Here is a 21884-nt window from a genome sequence, read left to right as displayed (position 1 = left end):
GCTTCCGGTGGAAGCCACTTCCGCTGCCGACCCCAACGAGGTTTCGGCTTGGGTTACGGCCTGGGAAGCTGTTAAGGCTCAGATTGCGGCTTTCGAGGAAGTCAAGGACGAGCTTCGCAACAAGCTGGTCAAAACCTGTTTCCCCAACGGCTTGCGCGAAGGCGTCAACAAGTGCGCGTTGATCGACGGTCGGGTTTTGAACATCACTGGCGTTATCAATCGCCCTGTGGACGAAGACCACCTGGACGCTGCAATTGCCAACCTGACTGCGAAGAACGGTTACGCTCCTGCTGGCCTGTTCAAGACCAAACACGTTGTTGACAAAAAGGCGTTCCGCGATCTTTCGTATGAAGACAAGCAAATCCTTGCTGTCGCCGTCACGGAAAAGGATGGGTCGCCACAATTGGAAGTCAAGGCCGCTAAGTGAGCTTTCTAAGCGGAATCACGCAAGGGGCTTCCAAGTCTGGCTTGCGTGTCGTAACCGCAGCGCAAGAAAAGATGGGCAAAACTACCTTATGCGCTGGTGCGCCTGGGGTTTTGCTTGTCCCTTGCGAAGTCGGTTTCGCTGGTGTGCCTTGTCCAAAAACACCAATGGTCCAAAGCTGGGATCAGTTGTGGGTTTGCATCAATGAAATTTGCCAGTACGTTGCTGCTGGCCAGTTTCCTTACAAAACGCTTGCTTTTGATAGTGCTACAGCTATCGAGCGTTTCATCCATGAATGGGTGGTATCAAACTCGCCTGAGTATGTTGCAAGCCGTGGTGCAAAAACTGTCACAATGGAAACAGCTTACGGCGGCTTCGGCAAAGCCTATGCTGTGGCCAACACGCAGTTTACGTTGCTTCTAAACACGTTCGATACTCTTGCGGTTACCTATGGCATTAACATTGTGTTGACTTGCCATGTTTTCAGTAGCAAGATCATCGACCCTACCGCTGGTGAGTTTGACTGCTGGGATTTGTTGCTACATTCTCCCAAGAATGGCAAAAATTACGGCAAGCGTGAAATGCTGACTCAGTGGGCGGACATCTTAGGCTTTATCTACGAGCCTTTGTTTGTCTCTGAGGCAGGACGAGTCTCTAAGGGAATTTCGCAGAACAAGGGGCGTGTTATGGGCTGTTCCCGTACCCCTTCCTACGTTGCGGGAAACCGCTTTGGCATTGTGCAAGAAATAAATCTTCCAGTGCCACCACAAAACAGTTGGAATGCGTTAGCCGAAGCTGTATATTCAGTGTCAGGCATAGACGTTTTCAATAGAGCTTAACCCCTAAACCTGGAGAAAAAGAACATGGCAAATCTCGGATTCGTTTTCAACCCTGCTGACTACAAACCTTTCGAGGATTACAGCACTTTGCCCAAGGGCGAGTACAACGCCATCTTGCTCAAGACGGAAGTTGACCAGTCCAACGCCGAAAAGCCGAAACTTGTGGTCACATTCCAGATTGTTGAAGGCTCCGAACGTGGCAGCGAAATTTCCGAAAACCTTTTCCTGTGGCTTCCCAAGGACGGTTCCAAGTCGGGCGGTTCGGGTGAAATTTGCCGTCGCAAGATGACAACTTTGTTGGCTGCAATCGGTCATCAAGGTTCGTTCCAGGACACTGCCATTTTCCACGGCAAGCCCTTGACCATCAAGACCGACATCAAGTTTTCTCCCAAGAACAACGCTCCTGGCGAGTTCATCGGGTTTGCAGAAATCAAGACCTTCAAGCCTTACGCTGGTCCTGGCAATGTCGCTGGTGCTGACGCGAACCAGCCCCAAGCCCCGGTCGCTCCTGCGGCTCAGGCTGGTCCTGCTGGCTTCGGTGGCGGCTTCGCAGTGCCCCAGGCTCCAGGAGGTGCGTTTCCGGCACCCGCAGCGCCAATGGGCTTCCCTGGTGCGGCTCCGGCTCCGATGGCCGCACCTGCTGGGTTCCAGATGCCCCAGGCTCCGGCAGCACCCGCGCCTGTCGCCTACGCACCCCAGGGGTTTGCTCCCGCTGCTCCTGGTGCGTTCCCGGCTCCCGCTGCTCCGGCACCGTTCCAGCCTGTTCCGGGTGCGCCTTCGCCGTTCGGCGCTCCAGGTCGTTGATCGAACTGGACCTGTGCTGTCTTGCTTGTCTCGGATTGATTTGGTTCATAACCTTTAAGTACGAGATCAAGCAAGACAGTTCTGTTGCGGAAGAACGCTTGGCTTACCGTAGCAGAAAACAGGCAAATTGCCTACTCGACCAAAACAAACCGACACCGCGAATAGATGGTATTCGTATGGACCAGTTTGGTCGAAAGGTACAAGCGCCTAAGTTAGCATAGTCACGGCTACACCGTGGCAGGACTCTTGGAAAGACAAGTAAGCAGTTGGTAGCCGAAAACGTACCATCACTTTGCCACAGTACAAGGCGGCTAGGCTGGCATACCTGAATTGTATGCCAAAACGCACAAGTAGCTCAGTCGGTAGAGCAACTGATTTGTAATCAGTAGGTCGCAGGTTCGAGTCCTGCTGTTGGCATTTGTCTTTGCAGGGTGAGTCAAGTGGAAAGACTGACGAGGTGGGTAATACCACGTTGCCGAGCGTGTGGTTCGAGTCCACACCCCTGCTATATGGAACTTGCAACACAATCAAAAGCACTAATCAACGCAGCCCTTGAACTTGACGGCGGAGCTAAGTACCGTGGTCTATTGGGGGAAGCTGTTAAAGAAATTGGCGATGCATTTGAACCTGAGCAGGAGAAGCACCCACGCAAGCATCTCGGGGCTTCGCTGATCGGTCGAGAATGCACCCGCTTTCTGTGGCTATCATGGCGGTGGGCTTTCTGGAAAAAGTTTGATGCAAGAATGCTCAGGCTTTTCAATCGCGGACACCTGGAAGAAGCTCGTTGGATTGCCTTGGTTCGTGCTGCTGGCTTTCACACAGTTCACCTTGACAACGGTAAGCAGATCCGTATTTCTGGTGCTGGTGGGCATTACGGCGGCTCGTTAGACGGTATGATTTTCGGCTGTCCAGAAGTGCCTAACGAATGGGGTCTTCTGGAGTTCAAGACTTTCAGCCTAAAGACCTTCCTAAAGCTAGTAAAAGATGGCGTGCAAACGTCGAAGCATGAGCACTATGTTCAATGCCAACAGTACATGGCCAAGCACAACCTTAGCTTTGCTTTGTATTGTGCAGTCTGCAAAGACAACGATGAAATCCATTTGGAAATCATAAGAGCAGACAGGATCAATGCGGGGCTTTACGAAGCAAGGGCAACCACTGTAGTATCGGCTGTTGCAGCGCCTACAAAGTGCTCCGCTTCACCGCTTTACCAAACCTGCAAGTGGTGTGACGCTTACTCTGTCTGCCATGAGAACCAACCGATAATGAAAACTTGTCGGTCTTGCCAACACGTTTTGGTTTGTGACAACGGGGTTTGGTGGTGTGGCCACAAGAATAAGATTCTAACAGCCGAAGAACAGTTCGCAGCTTGCGAAACCTACATCCTTTCGAGTATGTTCCGATGAGCTTTGAATCTCGATGGTACCAGCGTGAAGCGGTAAACGCCATTTTCGAGTATTACACGGCTGGCAATACTGGCAATCCAATTGAAGCCTTGCCTACAGGAACAGGTAAGTCGGTTGTAATTGCAATCTTTGTTAAGGAAGCCTTGCAGCATTACCCAGGCACAAGGGTTTTGATGCTTACGCACCGCGAAGAACTGATTAAGCAGAACGCCGCGAAACTGGTTTCCAATTGGCCTACAGCGCCTATCGGTATTTACTCAGACGGTGTTGGCCGTAAGGAAACAGGCCGACCAATTACATTTGCAGGTATTCAATCTGTGGCCAAAAAGCCTAACCTGTTTTTCCCGGTTGACATTGTGCTTATTGATGAATGCCATTTGGTATCTCAAAAAGAAACCACAATGTACCGCACCTTTCTTGAACAAGGGTTGGCGCTTAATCCTTACATGAAAGTGATTGGATTCACAGCCACACCTTACCGTCACGGTCTTGGTGATTTGACCCTTGGTGGAATCTTTACCGACCGCTGCTATGATCTGACTGGAAAAGACGATTTCAACAGGCTGCTTTCGGAAGGCTACCTTTGCCGCTTGATCCCTAAGCAAACCAACACCGAGCTTTCGGCAGAAGGCGTTACCATTCGCGGTGGTGAGTATTCCGAAAAGGAATTGCAAGCCGCTGTTGATCGCTCAGACATTACCGCAGCCGCCGTGCGTGAATTGGTTACGTTAGGCCAAGACAGAAACCATTGGCTTTTGTTCTCGTCTGGAATCAAGCACGCAGAACACATTGCTGACGAGTTGAAGCGGTACAACATTTCTTGTGCTGTGGTCACAGGCAACATGAAGAACCGAGACGTGGTCTTGGCTGACTTCATGGACGGCAAATACCGTGCTGTCGTAAACAACAACGTATTGACCACAGGGTTTGACTATCCAGAGATTGACTTGCTTGGCATTTTACGGCCAACAAGATCGGCTTCCTTGTGGGTGCAAATGCTTGGCCGTGGCACCAGACCGTTCCCCGGCAAGGCTAACTGTCTTGTCTTGGACTTCGCCAGGAACACTCAGCGCCTGGGACCGATCAACGACCCTGTCTTGCCATCAATGAAGGCCAAGAAGAAGGACGAGCCTGGAGCTTGCCCTGTCAAGGTCTGCCCTACCTGCATGGCCTACAACCACACCAGGGCGTCAATCTGTTCATCTTGTGGGGCTGAGTTCCCGCCAAGCCAGAACGACCTACGGCAGGTGGCCAGCGAAGCTCAGTTGATCGCGGGACCGCCCGAAGGTCCGATTGTCGAAGTCTTCGATGTCAACCAGATACTTTATTCTGTCCATCGAAAAAGAGATAAGCCGCCAAGCCTAAGAGTTGACTATGTTTGCTGCAATGGCTTCCGCACCTTCTCTGAGTACGTCTGTGTCGCGCACGAAGGCTTTGCAAAAGTCAACGCAAAGCGTTGGTGGCAAAGACGTACACAGGTTGAGTTTCCAAGCTCTGCTGAAATGGCAACCACAGCAACGCCTTACCTTGCAACACCTGTCAGAATTAAGGTTCATGTCAACCTTGACAAGCCGAGGGTTATAGACTATGAGTTTGCCTAACATTTCTGATGCTTGCAGAACAGAGTCTTACGAGCAATACACGGCGCAAGTAAAACTTGTAAAAGAGCACGGCTGGCGATGTTGCTCAAACTGCTTGTCAGTTCGCAACGATTCAATCTGCAAAGAAAACGGACTTCAAATTCCCGTATCTGTAGCTGTAATTGGCTGTAGTAAATGGGACAACTTACCGTTCTGAGGGCTAACATGAAACTTACAGAAGTGATGCACTTTCTATCTCCTGCGATTGATAAGCGCAACAAGCTGAATCCAGTTCTGGAGCACGTTCGGATTACCCAGGGCTATGCTATTGCCTATGATGGTGTTTTGGCTATGGCCGCGCCTGTAGGAATCCCTTTAACTTGCACGCCAAATGGCACATTGCTTGAGCAAGGTGTTAAGCGGTTTGGCGATGAGTTTGCAGCAACACAGTTAACAAATGGGGATTTGTTCTTCCAGGGAAAAGGCTTCTCGGTTACAATCCCTTGCACAACGGATGAGTTTCCAATGCCTGACTTTAGCGGCCAGCCTGTAATGGGTGGTGTTGGACTAGTAAACAACTTGAAGAAGTTGCTTCCTTTCACAACCGTTGATGATAACTTTCCTTGGCAAGCGTCAATTCTGGTAAGACAAGGAAAGATGTACGCAAGCTGTGGCCACACTGCTGCGTTCTGTTCCATTGCTTTAGATCCTTCAATCGAAATGCAAATTCCTTTGGAAGCTGCGGAAGCGATTGTTGCAATTGGTGAAGACCCTGACTACCTAGCCATTCGTGAAGATCGCTTCATTGCCGTTTTTAGCGGTGGTAGGTATTTGTCCTGCCCACCGATTTACACCAAATGGGAATCAGTTGCAAAGATTGGCAAGTCTGCCAATTTACCTGACGGAATCTTGCCAGGGTTTTTCAAAGCTGTCAAGGACATAAAACCTTTCGGCAAAGTTGGGCAAGAAAAGACAACCTTCTACATAAGGGATGGATACGTCTGTTCATCCTCAGACAATCGAGGGGCCAAGGCCGATGTTGAAGGCTTGGTTGGAAACTGGTATTGGCTTTACGCTTCTGTCAAACTAATTGAAGCAAATGCAACAGCCTTGAGATTTGAAAATGGTTATGTCTCTTGGGCAGGTGATGGAATTGAAGGCCGTGCACGTCTTGGAAAGATTGCATAATGGACTTGTTTGATACGGCGCTAAAAGTTGATCCCAGGGATCTTAAAAGGAAGCCAGCGAAGAAAGCCTTTGCTGGTTTTCCTTCATTGCAAAAGCTGGATAGAGCTTTGTCCGTTGTTGAATACATGACTGACGAAGAACTTTTGCAAACGCCGTATGGTAGTACTTTCGTGTTCGACGTAGAGTGTTACCAGAACTTCTTTTACGTTGCTTTCAAATGCGCTAAAACTGGCAAGATTGTTGAGTTTGAGCAGTCAGACTATTGCACCTTGAACATTGACAAACTGCACTGGATTCTAAACAGAGCTTGTCTGGTCAGCTTCAACGGCATTAAGTACGATATGCCAATCATTCAATTGGCTTTGAAAGGTGCAACCTGCCAGCAGCTTAAAGAAGCGTCTGACTTCATAATCAAAGAAGGTCAAACTTTGTTGGCGTTCAAGCACAAGTACAAGGTTGAAATTCCAAACCTTAATCACATTGACTTGATTGAAGTTGCACCTTTGGATGGTTCTTTGAAGCTGTATGCCGGAAGACTTCACTGCAAACGAATGCAGGATCTTCCCATAGAACCAGACGCTTTCTTGTCTTACGAAGATCAGATTGGCATTAAGAATTATTGCTGCAATGACTTGTCCAACACCGAGCTTTTGAAGGATGAGTTATATCCAGAAATAAAGCTGCGTAGCGAAATGAGTACGACTTACAACGTGGATCTTAGGTCCAAGTCGGATGCTCAGTTGGCCGAGACTGTTATTTGCAGCGAATTGCAAAAGGTGTTGGGCAGGTACCCAAGCAAATCGGCTTTGGCAGAAGACGCTATTCTGCAATACAAAGTTCCTGAGTTTGTAAAGTTCCGTTCACAAGAACTGAATAAGATTTTGCAAACTATTGCAAACGCAAGATTTGAACTAGACAAGAACGGTTCGCCAATAATGCCAGCCGAGCTTGACGACTTATCTGTTAAGCTCGGCAATAGTGTTTACAAGCTGGGAATGGGTGGGCTGCACTCAACCGAAAGTTGTGTTTCTCATGTGGCCACAGATGAGATTATTGTTGTTGATAATGACGTTGTCTCGTATTATCCAATCACAATTCTTAATCAGAAGCTATGTCCATCTCACCTTGGGGAAGCCTTCCTTCGGGTTTATGAAACCATTGTACAAACGCGAATCCAAGCCAAGAAGACTGATAAGAAGAAAGCTAACTCGCTAAAGATTGTTATTAACGGTAGCTTCGGCAAGTTCGGAAACAAATACTCAAGACTGTACGCACCAGACTTGATGCTGCAAGTTACAATCACTGGTCAGCTTTGCTTGCTTATGCTTATCGAAATGCTGACTGACATTGGAATTGATGTTGTTAGCGGAAACACTGACGGTATCATTTCCAAGTATCACAAGTCCAGGCATGAAGAAGTTAGAGCGGTTATTGCCGAGTGGGAAAACCAGACCTGCTTTAAGACGGAAGAAAGCCGTTACAAAGCTGTCTACAGCCGAGACGTAAACTCCTACATCGCAATCAAGGTTGAAGGCGGTGACAAAGACGCTAGATTCCTTGACGAACAACTTGGCTGCAAGACCAAAGGCACGTTCTCTGAAAGGGGATCGGCCCTTAACTCTATCTTGTCCAAGAATCCTGAAACATTGGTTTGCGTTGATGCAGTCTTGCAATTCATTGTCAACGGTAAGCCTGTGGATCAGACTATCAAGGAATGCACCGACATCCACCGCTTCGTCTCGGTCAAGAACGTCAAGGGAGGTGGCCACAAGGACGGCGTTTACCTGGGGAAGGTCGTGCGCTGGTACTACGCCAAGGGTGAGCCTGGGTGCATCTCCTACGTCCTGTCAGGCAACAAGGTGCCGACCAGTGACGGTGCCAAGCCCTTGATGGACTTGCCAGACACCTTGCCGGAAGACCTTGACTATGACTGGTACATAGAAAAAGCAGTCGAATTGTTATTCGACTGCGGATACTATCAAAGACCTAAAGCTAAGAAGCTATCTCTGTTTTAATGGTCTACGTCAAAGCTGACCAAACTAACTGTTGATGAATCAAACCAACCGTTGTCAGCAATTACAGCGCCCTTGACTCTATAGTCACTACCGCTTGCCGAATCCTCACTGGTTATAGGGTACAAAATTGAGAACTTCTTGCCTGTAAGGTAAGATTGTGTTGCTTTTGCAACCCATATAATTCCGTCAACTTGGTTAGTGCCAAACTTTATCAAAGGATGCCAATAACCGCTATCCGGATCTTCCGGATTGTAGATAAACAAAGTGTTGCTCTGCAATTCGCCAGGATTCATCAAAGCAGAGTCACCACCAGATGTTTTTACATCCGCCATGCAACCGGGACCGTAAACAGGGTGATTACCTTCTGAATCCAACGGAGCGCCACCATAAGAAATTGGCAGGTACTGAATATCAATATCTGACAACTCAACTCTACCAACAGATTTGTTAGTAGACACCGAACAGGTTTCAGTGCTTACAATTTTGTTCCAAGGTTTAGGTGTAAATGTTGCAGGATCGTAACCGGATATATAAGTTTCCATGTGAATGTTGTATACAGTTCCAGGAACTTGATAAGCCGGATCTTTCCAGGTTAGCGTTCTATGCCTGGAAACCGAGTTATCTATAACAAGCTGAGGATCTTGGACAATGTTGAAACTTTCGGCAGATTTGGCGCTTTCAATAATAAGCACAATTGATGCTGTTTGAGAAGTTGAAGACTCAAATACTGCTCTAATCTCAACATCAAAAGACAGACTTGTCATGCTTGTTGAAATTTTACCAAAGTCTATTTTGAACTGAGCTTTTGTGTATTTGAAACTTGACGCATTTGAAACGTACCAAGGCGATGCTGTGAAAGGGGTGAATCTTTCAACAACTCTAACCTCGTAATGCTTAACCCCTAAAACACCATCCCAGCTTACAACAACCCCATTGTTATCGAAATCGTAACTGATTGAGTTGGTTTTAATCTCAGTCGAGCTTATTGGCCGTACAAGATCCAAGCAGGTTAGGTATCCAACACCAGCAACAGCCCCGTTGAAAACGTCAACTTGCAAATAAATATCAGTAGCGGCTTCTAAAGCCAACTCGACAAAAGTTTCAATACCTTCCCAAAGCAGTGTTTTAGGGCCTGCTTGTGACGGTCTTTTAGATACTTGGTATTTGGTAGCTCCGTAAACACTACCCCAAACAAGCCTTGTATAAGGCAAACCCTCGTCGGTTTTTGGGGTTTTTACAGAACTGACTTCAACCCAACTTATTTGCGGAATTTCCCCAATAGGATCTAGTTGGGCGTATTCATCTTCTGGAGGTTCGTTGTTATCAAACTCATACACCTTAGCGTTGTAATTGCTTGCGCTTATTTCAATAACACCATCGTCGGAAGGCGTTACGCTTTCAATTTGAATCTTTGTGTCTTTGGGAGCATCCAAATTCCCAGGCCAGCACACAAAATGAACAGGCTCTTTGTTGGTTCTTGAAAAATCAATACCAAAATCGGCAGAGGTTTCGAGCTTAACAACATTGCACAATCCGTTAGAATCAAATCCAGATGCGCTCGAAATGTTGAAAGGTCCACACACCGAACCATCGTCTCTTCTAAAAACCATTTTAGCTATGACAGAACCTGTGGCCACAGAAACGTATCTCGACAGTGTTACAAACCCATCTACGAAATTAACAACGTATCCGGAGTAGCCCATACCAAGCATTTCTGACGACAGAATTGCGACAGATCCTATGCTTGGTATATACCCTTCCATTCCTGTTTTGAATTTGAAAGTGTCTCTAACAAGTTGCAGCCTTCTCATTTTGTTGGCAGCTTCTCGCCAAGCTGTTGTTTTGTTTACTCCAACAATTGACACTTTTTGAACATTGTTGCTTGGAGAATTTTCCGGTGTGAAAATTACAGTGTTTTGTTGACCAGTTTCTGTCTCAACGTAGCTTGCTTCAATGCAATCCGGCTCTACCGGATCAAACATTTCAGAAGACCATGAGAAAGAGCCTTCCAAAATGTTCTCGCAAGAAAACATTGCTTCTGCCGGACCTTTGCAGGAATCTCTAACCAATGTCAGCCTGGAGCCGTTGTAGGCCATTGAACATCTACCTGCCGCTGTTATTACTTTGCAAACATCTTCAACGGTGGAGTTCTGATTAAACACGTTGTCAAACGTCAAACCAGATCTGCTAAACTCTTGATCTAGTTCCATTAACGTTTCAATGTCTAAAAACGAATCGTCAAGACCTCCGCCGTAAACCTTGTTAATCAAAGCGTCTCTAAACGCCCAAGGCATAGACCGTGTCGGCTGCACCACAATTAACTTGTTAGATCCAGAATAGGACACAACTTCAAGTTTTCTTGTAGCAATTACATTAACCTTATCATCAATGTCTTTTTCCAAACTTCCAATTAAGAAGTAGTTTACAATAAGCAATGTTTTGTCAGCATAACCGATTGGTGTTTTCGGATTGAAAAAAGATCTAATTTCCAGTATTTTGAAAGTTTGACCTGTTGCGGTATTTTCAATCTTCAATTTGTAACGTTTGGTGCTATCACCAACAACAAAAGAAAACGTATGTCTATGTGCAGGAGGATTTGATTCTGCGTAACTGGGGGTTCCGTCAATGTAAACATGATAAGGTCTGTGTAGAACTTGCAACAAAGGATCTTCTGATATGATAGAGCCTGAATTTATGTCTACTTCCCACAGTAATACAGCAATTGTAAACTCTCCGTCTGTTGGAAATTCTACATCAATTTCAAACCTGTTTGAAGCGACTCCTGCCGGAGTCATTAAAAACAAATCTGTAGAACTTGAACTTGTTATGGAAATCTCTTTGAAATCCGGTTGAACGTAAACAATATGAGCTAAGGATTTTGAAGATTCTCCAGGCGGTACAATTTCATAAGTAACACCTCTAAAAGTTTCAATAGGGGTATCGCCAATCTTGACACAATGGATGTCATAAGCACCTTGACCAATGCAGAAAATTTGGGTGTAGTTTAAGTTCTTTACAAAACCTGTACCGTCCCAACCGTGCAACCTATCATCCTTAAAAGTTCTGTAAGGGCGAGTTATGTAGCTTGGCCACATTCTGTTTCTGCCGTAACCAACTTCAACAGGGTTGTTCAAGTTTGCTCTATTTGACTTGCCGTCAATGGAGAAAAACGGACTCGCTTCGGCTTGACCCTGGCCAGCCCTAAAAGCCTGCATAGCTTTGCGAGCTTTGTAGACACCATAGGCTGTGAAGGCTACGCTGCCTACAAGCATTACAACATTAGCAACCAAAAGAACAGTCGCCAAAGGTGCCCCAACGACAGGGGTAATTTCAACAACAGAGTTGTCAGACAGTTTGGTGTTCCAATCTTTACGCAAAACTGGAACCGTATCAACTCTAACTACCGTAGGGTGTTGAAACTCAGAACCTTGCATAAAAGGTTTTAATACATCCTGTAAACTCTGTTCACAAAAACAAACTTCGCTGACAACGTAGTTCTTAAAAGGATTTGTCTTGTATTTTACCGTTATCACAAAGCACCCCACTTGTAATACTCAAAACAATCAAAGCCCAACATTCCAAGCCTGTCAAACCTGTGGCCACAGACACCGCCATGCTCTATGCAATGGTACACTGTTCCGGTCGGGTGGTAGACTCCAACATGGTTGAAGTGGCCTTTGGTGCCAAGCAGGATGATGCTGTAGGCGGTCTTGTTCGGAAGCTGCTGAAAGCTCTTGGCAAGCTCCTGGATCTGCCCAGGCCGCGCCTGCTGGTCGAAGAACGGGGCTTCTGGAGCGTCGAGCAACCCTAGTGCGTAGCGAACGAAGCCCCAGCAGTCAAACCCCCTCAAATCCTTCCCCAGGGCTACCCAGCGGGTGCCCAAGGCAGCTTCTACCCTACCATCCACGCAAGCCGGGGAACAGTCGCACGGTGTAAGATTCATTTGGAAATCTTTTGTTAGCAATGTTTGGAAACAGACACTGAACATCAACTTGCGCTAATCCAAAATTAACAGGCCCGATGTGAAAAATCATAGGAGTTGGCAGTTGGTATTGTGGATCTTGGTTTGTGGTTAATAAAAACGGCCTAAACTTGACAACAACTGGAGATTTATCAACCAACGCAGATCTTAGATAGTTACTAACCAATTGGTCTGGATTTGCAATACTAATCTTCATAACAGGCAGTGTGTCTTTTGCCTTACTAGGAAGATTTACTTTGAAAGGTATTGGCAAAAACGTAACTGTAGAACCTGTTTCCAAAGCTGCTGAAAAAGGTGTGTAGTTGTTTGTTATGAAAATGCTAGGTTGACCAGATCTGGAAACTTCAAGAGTGTCCAAAACTACCGTGTCAACAGGTGCTACGGCGTAGGCTTCTCTCAAGGCTTCCGATTCTAAATCCATTGCAAAATCCTATCGCTGCTATGGTACGTAATTGGGAATAAGCCACTCTGTGTCAGACAGGCATTGGAGCGTGACCGGACGCATACCGCCAAGCGAGAAACCGGAAGCGTTATCCCAGATTCCGCTCGTTCCGTAAAGCGTCACGCCAGCGGGGATCACTATCAGCAGCGTCGATGCAGATACGAGCGTGTAGGATCGGCCAGGGATGCCGCCAGAAAGCGTCGCAACGACATCGCCATTCGCGTGCTTGATGAGCGACGCCGTGATCCCGGTGAAGTTGTACGCTGTCGATTTCGTGATGAGTGCCGGAGCCTCCGCCGCTCCAATCGTTGCGCGCATTTCGGGGGCCGTCGTGTCATTGAGCAAGTCGCGCCCAAGCGTCGAAATCGGAAGCGCCTCACGATCCCAGAAGATCCTCCACGCCGCCCAGACGCCGGAGGACGGCATCATGCGGTAGGCGGCAAACTCGGGCACGGTCAACAGTTGCGTCAAATATCCAGCAGCACCGCGCCCCTGTATCAGGAAGCCCCTGCCGCCCGATGCCAAGATGTTGGCCGGGGAATTCGTGGCGCTTGTCGCGTTGATCTCAGCAGCGCACGGAAGCTCGCCGTTGACGCTATCGAATGCAACTATGCCTGAAAGTTGGATTAGTGGCAGTTTGCCCAATAATGCAGAGTCTAACTCGGTAACCTGAGACGTTGTGTGCGTGTGCGATGTAGCAGCCGCGCCAAGATCTGCTAAAGAGGGTTTCTTATGCCGATGATCGGCGCGGGAATAATCGTCACCGCTACCAGAACTTGCAGTTCCGAGATCTTGCGGCATCTCGCTCGAAGGCGCTGGCAAATCAATATCTCTTGCAAAACCCTCAGCGTCTAAAGCCGCAAATACTTGATCCGGCCCAACAGATTCGGTAATTCCACCAAGTTTATCCTGAGCAAAACCCCGTTAAAGATTGAAGCTAAAGGATACTCGTAAAGTCTTTTCAAGATAGGATCAGCCATTTGAAACACCTTCCATTACAGATCCGTTGTCACCAGCCAGCCAAGCCCCCATCGTTTCCAATCATTATGGATACTGTTGTAAAACTAGTACGGAAAGGTTGCAAAACCAAGTTTGCTGACGCTTTTCCAAACCAACCGTCAAAAGTAAATGTTGGGGGAGCTAAGAACTTACCGACATAAAAACCGGAAGCTGTTGCTGGAATACCGTTAATCAATCCCAAATCTAAATTGTCAGCCGATAGCTTGAAAGGCAAAGCTCCGCAACAACAAGCTCTACTCCACCAAACCAACAACCTAAAGATTCTGGAAATGTCAGAAGGTTTTGTACTAACTGTGCAATATGAAAAAACATCTTTGCCAAGATTTGACCTGGACAACAGAAAGTTGTCACTTGCTTCAATTACATCGGAAGAAAACCTATCAAACTTAGAACCTATCTGCAAAGGAAACTCATCTTGTGGCCACAGAGGATTGATTGGGTCTAGCTCGTCAGTGGAAAAGATAAAGGCTTCTTGCGGCAAGAATCCTTCAAAGTCAAAAGAAACTGACCAAGTGTTTTCGTCTAAAGAACAACGCACTCTGCTAGACGGCCAACCAGACCAAATGTTTCCGCCAATTGTGAAATACAAAGAGTTTTGTTGTGGTGATAACTTCTTCCAATTGGAGTCGTAAAACTCTGCAAAGACTGAGTATTCTTGCAGCGTAAAAATGAACTTCAAAGATGAGGAAATGTAACAACGGTCGTTTTGCAAAGACCTTGTTCTAGTAACCCTAGTTCTTCCAGACTGGAATGTAGTTGTATTTCCAGTCAGTTTTGGGTTTACGTTAAAGCCGTTTGCGGTTGGCAAAGGCAATGATAATGGCCAAGCTATTGTAGCCATTATCCACCCTGCCTTGTCAAGTTGAATGTGTCTTTCAAAGCGGATGAAAATTCACCGCGACCAGAACGAAGACCTGTAGCCATTTGGGATTCGGCACGTTTAGCTACTTCACCAACAAATACATCAATAGACTTACCGTCACTGCTTTGCTTTACATTAACATTATCGTTTCCGTAGTTGTAGATGTTTACGGTTGGCTTGGCACCAAACATCGCCGCTGTATCGGCGCGGCTTGTAACTCTGGCAGGACCAGAAACAAGCTCAGGACCAACTTCACCAACAAGACCGACTTGTCCGGCTGGAATGAACCCACCCTTGTCATAGGGCACCTGCATAGTTGATCTCGGCAATGTTTGTGACCACAGATCCAGCAGCAGCGGCTACAGCGGCCATTGCAGCGAGGTTGGCCGGGAAAGGTCCACTAGCAGCGGCGTTGGCAATGGCTAGATTCAGCTTGATGGCGGATTCAGCCAGGGCGAAGCCTTTAGCGATCATGAACATGGTTAGGTAAGAACCTTGCATATCATTCTGACGCTTCTCGTCAAGGGCTTCCAAGGCTTCATCACGGCGGCGCTGTTGGGCAACCCGCGCATCACCTTCAAGACCGTTAAGAGACAGGCGCTTTTCAATGTTCGTCTTCTGCGTGTTGTACTCATAGTCGGAGCGCATTTTCATGGCTCCGGCAATATCACCGAACAAGGACTGTCCAGCAGAAGTCACAGCAGTTGCAGACTTAGCAAGCATTTCAGCTTGATCGCGCAAGTACTGATCGTTCAACGCTTTCATCACTCGGTTGCGTTCTTCACCAGTGCGGAAAGTTGCATCAACAATCGCTTGTCTTTGCTTCTCGTATTCCATTTGGAGTTTGTCAAACTCAGGTGCGTATTTCATCGACAAATCTTTACCAGCGTCTACGGACTTTTGCCAAGCGTCAGCTTGCTCCTGAATACGCTTGTCGTCAGCATCGCGCATTGTCTTGGTTCTAGACTTGGTCTGGTCAAACTCACTATCTACACCACCAGGATTTGCAACGCTATAAGCAGCGTAGGAAATGCCAGTTGCGTTTGTAAAGGTTTCGTCGGCAAACTTCTGCTCTGCTTGGATTGTCTTCTCAATCTCTTCTTTAATCTTCTCCTGCTTTTCAAGTTCCTCTTGCTTGTGCTTCAAAAGCAGCAATTGAAGTTGCAACTTCTTCTGAGAAGCAAGACCGGCCTTTTCTTCCTTGGTCTTAGCTTCATCAATCTTATAGTTATATTCGACAATTGTAATCAACCGCTGCTTTTCGTACTCGGAAATATCTCTAAGCTGGATCTTCAACTTCTCGTTTTCGAGAAGTTGATAGACCCCATCAACTTAGCAATTTCTTCATCCTTCTTACGCTTGGCTTCCAAATCAGCAAGCTGCTTGGCTTCATTATAAGCCGCCAAAGACATTCTTGATTGGGAGTTGCTATCTGTAGAATATCCGCTCATAACGGACTTGGTATCAATTCCGTACTTAGCAGCTCTCTTGATTAACTCAGCGTTATCAAGATTATCCATCGAGTTTCCAATAATTCCACCGCTAGAAGACGCAGCGTCTTTAACCCCATTGATCGCGTCTGTTAGAGTTTCAAGAACCGATGTCCAAGTTTCAATACCAGACTTTACAGCAGAGTCAGGCACCAGCGCAGCTTTCAACCTGCTCATTGCTGTAGCAGCATTCTCCTGAGCCGATTCCAAAGTCTGACTTGCTTGCGGCAGCTTTTCAAACTGTGTTACAATCTTCGCAAGGAACTCTTCGGCGTTTACACCAGCTTTGCGGATACCTTCGGCGGTAGTAGTACCAAACGCATCGCGCATGGCAACGGTAAGGCGAGGTAAAGAGTTACGCATGATACGCAAGTCTTCTTCGAGGAACCTTACCCTTAAGAAAGCATTTGGGTAATCTGGTAATTGACTCGCTGGAACTCAGTAGCACCACCCCCACGCAACCGCATTTGAAACAGCGGCGATAACCTTTTGCGCTTTAGCACCTTCCATATTCAAGGCACGGAATTGGATGTAGGTTTGTTCCGCTTCCTTCAAGCCAATACCAGGACGTTTGGCAAGCTCGTAAAGATCGTCTGTAGCCTGAGCAGCCTTTGTAGATCCTTCCCCAATGTCGGTAAGCGCAACCTTGAACTTCTCCCAAACAGTTGCTTCGGCTACAAGATCTGTGGCCACATTCTTGACAGCGTAGGCAGCAGCAAGTCCAGCAGCGGCATACGGATTGACTGAGGCAATTCCACCAACCGAGAAGCCTTGACCAGCTACAGCACCAACACCAACCCTAAAGCCGCGATTCTGAGCAGCTTGGCTTCAAAGCAGCGTCACGCTGTTGCAATCTTAGAGCTTGTTTGCTTGAGCGTCTTCTGGTTGCGATAAAATGCTTTTACATGAGCATCTTGCTGCTCGTGTAATCTTGCTAATTCTAACAGACTCGGCGGCGTTAGCACCTTTAAAGCAAGCTGGTCGGCTACGCAGTTTCTTATACAGTTGAACGCATGGGAATCTCTTGGCCCCCATACCTGTCACGACCTGCAAAATCTTTTGGAATAAGCTACTTTCTCCTTTTGTTGATTTTTGCCAAGTTCTGAAATCAGCATCTTCAACGAACTTTTATTTCAGCAAGTTTGTTTCGTGTGCTTTTGAAATCACTTGGTTGGCGATTCTGTTCTTCTCCTAGCCCTTTCGGCAATTCTTTTATCAACGGCGTCAAACCAATCTCTCGCTAGGTTTGTTTGGTGTTGTAAAAATTTGCTGAGACGTTTCAATCTCTTTTACATTTCTTAGACTTTATTTTACATCATCAAGGTTCTTGATAACTTGAGCTTCACCAGTTGATTTGGTTTCAATTGTAAGCCCAAGATTCTCGCTCATTTTGTCAAGTCCTTAGTGCGTGGTACGTTGTATCCAGGCGCATTAAAATGTCAACTTCCCAAGGGTTCAAGGCTATCTGCATCAATTCTGACCAAACCTTAACTTTGCTATACGTTAACGGATCTTTCATGTGTAACGCTTGCGCCCAATGAACTAAGTGCAACTCTTTTGGGTACACTTCGAAGTCTCGATTCTGGTTTCGCAATTTGCAATCCCAGCTTTTCAATTGTCTTCTTCGCTTGACTGTCGCTCTCCCGGAGTGTAGAGCTCCCCTTTTACAGGGAGTTTGCAGCACACAACGCCTTGTAAAAAACAAAGAGTTGCGTTACTCCTCGACTGGAAAAAACGAGTTGTCAACCATCGCTTCGTCCAGCTTGTCGAGCGGGTAAGGGCGCATTGCTCAAAAGCTCAACAGCAGCTTCCTGGGTGAAAGGTTCTTCCAGCGACCAGGACTTGATTGCAGAAGCGGTCAGCTTAATGCCTTCAAGTTCGGAGTCAAGATTCCTTCTTTTCACCAGCAGCCGCCGCAAACTTGCGGTCGCGGTAAGCAGCCTGAGCCTTGCGGAAAGCTGCGGAGTCGCGACCCGCAGGAATGACAAATTCTGTCGTGTCGGTGCCGTTTGGAAGGGAAGGAAAACCTTGATCCCCTCTTCGTGCTTTTGGCGCGAGAAAAATTTATAAACCCTCATGTTGTCGGTTCGCCTGCGTTTTTGCACCGCCGCCTGTGGTCGCATCATAGATGGCCTGGAACGGCATGTTGATGGTGATGGGGCCATCGTCTTTGCGGGAACACGCCAACCGTGTAACGAGTGTTTGGCAGATCCAACGTGAAGGTGTCACTACCGTTGGAAAGCTGAATGGAAAGCGAGCTTGCAGAATCAAAGGAACTTGTCAAGCATCGCAGCCGACTCGTAATAACAAGTGATATTGCGGAAGCCGGAAATTTTCCCTGCAAAAGAAGGACCGCAAGGTATCCTTGGAACCAATCACGAAACGACGATCCATCTTGTTATCGAACTTGATGTTGGCTTCCGTAATAACAATGACAGAACCGCCTTCTTGCACAACACCGGTGAACGAATCCATTGGCGAAGTTGTGGTTGCGGGTGTCAGCGTTGAAGTTGCAGGAGCCGTAGCGCCAGGAACATAAGTCTTGGCGATGGTGTCAAACGACACGGATTGCAATTCCACTGGTGGGGATTTTTAGATCGCAAATTGCGAATTCAATTCCTTTAATCGAGTGGTAAGGCTTGTTTCCAGCACCCAAATCAGCGAAATAGCGCAGCATGAGAAAATGACTTACGGACAGAGCCGTTAACAAGTTCGCCAGATGCTCCAGTCGCTTCGAAAACAGCGGCCATGAATGTCTCGAAACCAACATCGTTCAAGACTTCCATTCCGACGAACCGCCGCACTTGTTTTGCGCCATACGCAAATCAGTTCACGTTTCGGTCAGAACGAATTTCCGCGCTCGAATGGTGTCGCCTGTCAAACCAATGTCGAAATCGGTATGGCGACAGCAATCATCGTTGGACTTGCGATTTCTGCCGTAAGTCCCTTCTTCGATGTAATAAGGCGGCGTGTGTTGCTCATTTGCCATGACTAGGCTCCTCGTTGGATGAAGCTCTGTAGGGGGATGGTTATATCTGTTCTCCAGAAGCCGTCAACCACCCGCCATCCACCGCCCCAATGGAAAGGACTGTAACCTCTTGACCTTCAAAGGGGTAAGACGGGAACCAGCAGGTAGAGGCAGCCCTGAAAGCGTCTATGGCCTGTAACCCCTGGGAAGTTCCTTGATCGAGCGAGAACTTGTTCGGATGTTGACCAAGAGCACGCCAGTAACGGTCTTTGGTCCACCGCTTCCCAATGTGGCCACAGAAGGCGGTCTAAGCGAGAACAGCATTGCGCCCATTTCTCGTTGACTCGGGTGATGGCATATTTTCAGCAATGATGTTCGCAGCCAAGATTGAAATTGGGCTTCCTTGACCAGATGGTAAATGCGGAAGTTGCAAGAGCTTCGCGAATCTTTTTGTAGCTCATTCTGTTCTCCCACCACCTGTAGTCAGCTTTACAAGGTCCCGCTTTTCCTGCGATAACTTCCACGAACCATTCCCATGGGTGCTTGATTGCTTGCCCAACCGTCAAACTCAACACCCCTTCTGCGTGACGTTCTCTGTTAGTCGCAAACAAGAGAGCCTTCGCTAGGCCAACGCTCGACAGCAGCTTTCAATTCGGCTTTAGGCTCTGCCGTCTTTACAGGTTATACGGAGTGCTTGAGTCTGCGGAAGGTGCTCCAACCTCCTATGCCAAAGGCCTTTCAAAGCACCTGTAAGGTGTGGCGTCTTATCAATAATTTCACCATTGTGTCAAGCGTCACTTGTTGCGAATCCTTTTCGCATAAGCAAGCCTGTTTTGAACAGCAGCGTCAGGTGCTGCTCGAACGTGGACATTACACACGCCCCTAAAAGCATACTGCAAAGATGTTCAAACCAGCCGAGCAACGTGTTTTGATTTGAACAATGGTGCCTATAGTCCCTTCAACTTCCATCACATCATCGTAGTGCAATTCGACATCACCGCCAAACATAATGCCAACATCAACCTTCGTTGTCGATGCGTTGCCGATAATTCTAAAGTCTGAGATCAAACGGCTAAAGTCCGTAATCTTTTAAACCTTTGCGTGTGATGGTTGTTGTAGATCCTAATAAGCTCACCTTTGAGAGGATCATAAACAAACGGCCCTTGCGTTATTGCAACGTCCATTCCGAACTCAACAATCTTGTGCAATTGCAATCTGGTGGCATCGGAATGAACTTCGTGCATTACGCACGCACCTCCAAAATGATACAATTGCATGTATTGTTCCTCTTCCAACAAATCATCAATCTTGGGAAGCTAATATCGCCAGATCCCTTGTAGCTGTCGGCATACTTCAAGTAGATTTGAATCAATCTTGGATGCCAAATACTTACATTGGCTCAGCTTGGCTGCTGTCAAAGGACCGTTCATGCTTTCCAAAGCCAGAGCATTTGAGCAGTCTTCAACTTTGCAGGAATCCGGTCAGGAAACGGCAGTTCCTTCTTTGTCTGTAATCAGACGTGGAAATAAGCCCTTGAATCCCCAACTTCAATTTCACCCAAAAGCGTTTCCGCTCGATGAAATCACGACCTTTGAAAACAAGGGTTCCAGATCGGCAAGTGGTCGGGATGCGGAACACCCTCGATCCGTAACGGGTTTGGGAACGCGGCAGCAGACACGTAGCTGTCAGCCCACGCGAGCCCTGTACCGTCTTCGACCGTCAGAGCCATCTTGAGTCACGCCTTCCGCCGGGAAAGGGCGGGGCGGGTGTTCCACAGCCACAGGAGAGTGTTCTCGGCAGGATGCCGATGGAACCTTCCTTGGGAACTTGGACGGGCGCTGTCGGGTTGATGACAGGGCCTTGGCTTCCTCGGAAGGCTTAGGCTGCTTGGTCCACACCTTCTGGAATGAACTCGGGCTGACAGCAGTTGCCCAGGAGTGCTTAATGACAGCATCACCGTGCAAATGCCTGTTGACAAACTGGTTGGCGCCAAGTCTTCTCGGCAAAACATCCCCGTCTTCTGTCGGTGCTGGACCGTCGATGAACACAATTACAGATTCCTATTTTACCCCTCAAGTTTGATGGTTTTACCATGTGACTTTCAAATGGTCGAGTAGAATAGATTTCTTCACGGCGTTCATTGGTACTTCAAACAACATTAACACCGGAACGAACATCTACCGCAATCTGGCCGTAGGAATCTCGTTTTGTCACCCCAAAGAGTTGCGCCGTTGAAGGAAGACGGTATGCAATGTGACCACGAATGGCATAAAGCGGTGGGAGTGCCTCACTTCCATTCGCATTTGGGTGTTGATGTCAATTGCTTTTTGTTCTGACCAGCACCAAACGATTGCACTCCACGGTGTATGCCGGATTGGCAGTGATCTGCTGGACCAAGGTGCCGTTCCAGTACTCGTTGAAGGGTCAGGCGTGCGGTAGCTGCTGCGAAGGTGCAATCTGACCATAAACTCTTTACGCAAAATCATCCTCCGCCCCGGTGAAATCATAATCAACTTAGCAACGAGCCGGTTGTACGTTGCGAACGAGTTTCTACCGTAGCGCCCAGGAAGCGATACCCGGGTGGCTTCGTACAGGATCGAATCAGGCAATGATCCTAAAGGACGACACGCCAATCACTGCAACCTCAGTAAACAGTGCCTGTGATTCCAGTGACCACAATTCCGCTTACCTGTTAAGTATATTCGTCGAGAGCAATTACAGGAGTTCCGTTTTATTTGGAACTAAAGCAGAGGCCTAAGTTCATCTTAGCTCAGCAACCTCCGCAAAAGCTGAATTGTTGCAGTATGACCAGCAGACGCAACTCTAGCCCAGAAAATGAAAGGTCTGGTCGGATCAAGGTTGTC

Annotated in this window: 21 protein-coding genes; 10 read left to right on the top strand and 11 right to left on the bottom strand. The window is 47.5% G+C overall.

Features of this window, described 5'->3' with window-relative positions:
* Positions 1–7 precede the first annotated feature (7 nt).
* From IPP74_13120 to IPP74_13090, 7 genes are all read left to right on the top strand, one after another.
* Positions 8–427, top strand: coding sequence for a hypothetical protein (locus tag IPP74_13120; protein ID MBL0320210.1), 420 nt, complete (start codon positions 8–10; stop codon positions 425–427).
* Positions 424–1263: an AAA family ATPase gene (locus tag IPP74_13115; protein MBL0320209.1), complete on the top strand. Its 840-nt coding sequence runs from the start codon at positions 424–426 to the stop codon at positions 1261–1263. The genes IPP74_13120 and IPP74_13115 overlap by 4 nt, the downstream gene beginning before the upstream one ends.
* Before the next feature lie 24 nt (positions 1264–1287).
* Positions 1288–2067: a DUF669 domain-containing protein gene (locus tag IPP74_13110; GenBank protein ID MBL0320208.1), complete on the top strand. Its 780-nt coding sequence runs from the start codon at positions 1288–1290 to the stop codon at positions 2065–2067.
* A gap of 509 nt (positions 2068–2576) precedes the next feature.
* The gene (locus IPP74_13105; protein MBL0320207.1) at positions 2577–3473 is read left to right on the top strand and encodes an oxidoreductase; all 897 of its coding nucleotides are present in this window, start codon (positions 2577–2579) and stop codon (positions 3471–3473) included.
* Positions 3470–5074, top strand: a complete 1605-nt coding sequence (locus tag IPP74_13100; protein ID MBL0320206.1) for a DEAD/DEAH box helicase — start codon at positions 3470–3472, stop codon at positions 5072–5074. Before IPP74_13105 ends, IPP74_13100 begins: the two co-directional genes overlap by 4 nt.
* A gap of 204 nt (positions 5075–5278) precedes the next feature.
* Positions 5279–6241, top strand: a complete 963-nt coding sequence (locus IPP74_13095; GenBank protein MBL0320205.1) for a hypothetical protein — start codon at positions 5279–5281, stop codon at positions 6239–6241.
* Positions 6241–8256, top strand: a complete 2016-nt coding sequence (locus IPP74_13090; protein ID MBL0320204.1) for a hypothetical protein — start codon at positions 6241–6243, stop codon at positions 8254–8256. The genes IPP74_13095 and IPP74_13090 overlap by 1 nt, the downstream gene beginning before the upstream one ends.
* Here the strand turns inward: IPP74_13090 and IPP74_13085 are convergent.
* From IPP74_13085 to IPP74_13035, 11 genes are all read right to left on the bottom strand, one after another.
* Positions 8253–11789 carry a hypothetical protein gene (locus IPP74_13085; GenBank protein MBL0320203.1) on the bottom strand — a complete coding sequence of 1179 codons (3537 nt, stop codon included), beginning with the start codon at positions 11787–11789 and terminating at the stop codon, positions 8253–8255. The two genes, IPP74_13090 and IPP74_13085, sit on opposite strands and share 4 nt — an antisense overlap.
* Entirely contained in the window at positions 11786–12139 is a 354-nt protein-coding gene (locus IPP74_13080) for a C40 family peptidase (GenBank protein MBL0320202.1), read from the bottom strand. Before IPP74_13080 ends, IPP74_13085 begins: the two co-directional genes overlap by 4 nt.
* 13 nt (positions 12140–12152) lie before the next feature.
* Positions 12153–12659, bottom strand: coding sequence for a DUF1833 family protein (locus tag IPP74_13075; protein ID MBL0320201.1), 507 nt, complete (start codon positions 12657–12659; stop codon positions 12153–12155).
* Positions 12660–12677: 18 nt separating this feature from the next.
* Positions 12678–13481: a hypothetical protein gene (locus tag IPP74_13070; protein ID MBL0320200.1), complete on the bottom strand. Its 804-nt coding sequence runs from the start codon at positions 13479–13481 to the stop codon at positions 12678–12680.
* A 208-nt stretch (positions 13482–13689) separates the two neighbouring features.
* Positions 13690–14541, bottom strand: a complete 852-nt coding sequence (locus IPP74_13065) for a hypothetical protein (protein MBL0320199.1) — start codon at positions 14539–14541, stop codon at positions 13690–13692.
* Positions 14541–14876: a hypothetical protein gene (locus IPP74_13060; GenBank protein ID MBL0320198.1), complete on the bottom strand. Its 336-nt coding sequence runs from the start codon at positions 14874–14876 to the stop codon at positions 14541–14543. Before IPP74_13060 ends, IPP74_13065 begins: the two co-directional genes overlap by 1 nt.
* Positions 14860–15858 carry a hypothetical protein gene (locus IPP74_13055; protein MBL0320197.1) on the bottom strand — a complete coding sequence of 333 codons (999 nt, stop codon included), beginning with the start codon at positions 15856–15858 and terminating at the stop codon, positions 14860–14862. The genes IPP74_13060 and IPP74_13055 overlap by 17 nt, the downstream gene beginning before the upstream one ends.
* Positions 15855–16415 carry a hypothetical protein gene (locus IPP74_13050; protein MBL0320196.1) on the bottom strand — a complete coding sequence of 187 codons (561 nt, stop codon included), beginning with the start codon at positions 16413–16415 and terminating at the stop codon, positions 15855–15857. The genes IPP74_13055 and IPP74_13050 overlap by 4 nt, the downstream gene beginning before the upstream one ends.
* 75 nt (positions 16416–16490) lie before the next feature.
* Positions 16491–16745, bottom strand: a complete 255-nt coding sequence (locus IPP74_13045) for a hypothetical protein (protein ID MBL0320195.1) — start codon at positions 16743–16745, stop codon at positions 16491–16493.
* A gap of 1049 nt (positions 16746–17794) precedes the next feature.
* Positions 17795–18178 carry a hypothetical protein gene (locus IPP74_13040; GenBank protein MBL0320194.1) on the bottom strand — a complete coding sequence of 128 codons (384 nt, stop codon included), beginning with the start codon at positions 18176–18178 and terminating at the stop codon, positions 17795–17797.
* Positions 18179–18332: 154 nt separating this feature from the next.
* Positions 18333–18617: a hypothetical protein gene (locus IPP74_13035; GenBank protein ID MBL0320193.1), complete on the bottom strand. Its 285-nt coding sequence runs from the start codon at positions 18615–18617 to the stop codon at positions 18333–18335.
* A gap of 187 nt (positions 18618–18804) precedes the next feature.
* Here IPP74_13035 and IPP74_13030 point away from each other — a divergent pair, with 187 nt between their 5' ends.
* The 3 genes from IPP74_13030 to IPP74_13020 all read left to right on the top strand — a co-directional run bounded on the left by IPP74_13030 (position 18805) and on the right by IPP74_13020 (position 21459).
* Entirely contained in the window at positions 18805–19047 is a 243-nt protein-coding gene (locus tag IPP74_13030) for a hypothetical protein (GenBank protein ID MBL0320192.1), read from the top strand.
* Positions 19048–20448: 1401 nt separating this feature from the next.
* On the top strand, positions 20449–20754 hold the full coding sequence (locus IPP74_13025; protein ID MBL0320191.1) for a hypothetical protein: 306 nt from the start codon (positions 20449–20451) through the stop codon (positions 20752–20754).
* 519 nt (positions 20755–21273) lie between these two features.
* Positions 21274–21459, top strand: a complete 186-nt coding sequence (locus tag IPP74_13020) for a hypothetical protein (GenBank protein ID MBL0320190.1) — start codon at positions 21274–21276, stop codon at positions 21457–21459.
* Positions 21460–21884: the final 425 nt, after the last annotated feature.

This window comes from Alphaproteobacteria bacterium, from assembly GCA_016722515.1.
In the GTDB taxonomy this organism is placed as follows: Bacteria; Pseudomonadota; Alphaproteobacteria; order Rickettsiales; family JADKJE01; genus JADKJE01.
Note: the sequence above shows the minus strand (reverse complement) of the source record. Positions and strands in the feature narration are given on the sequence as shown.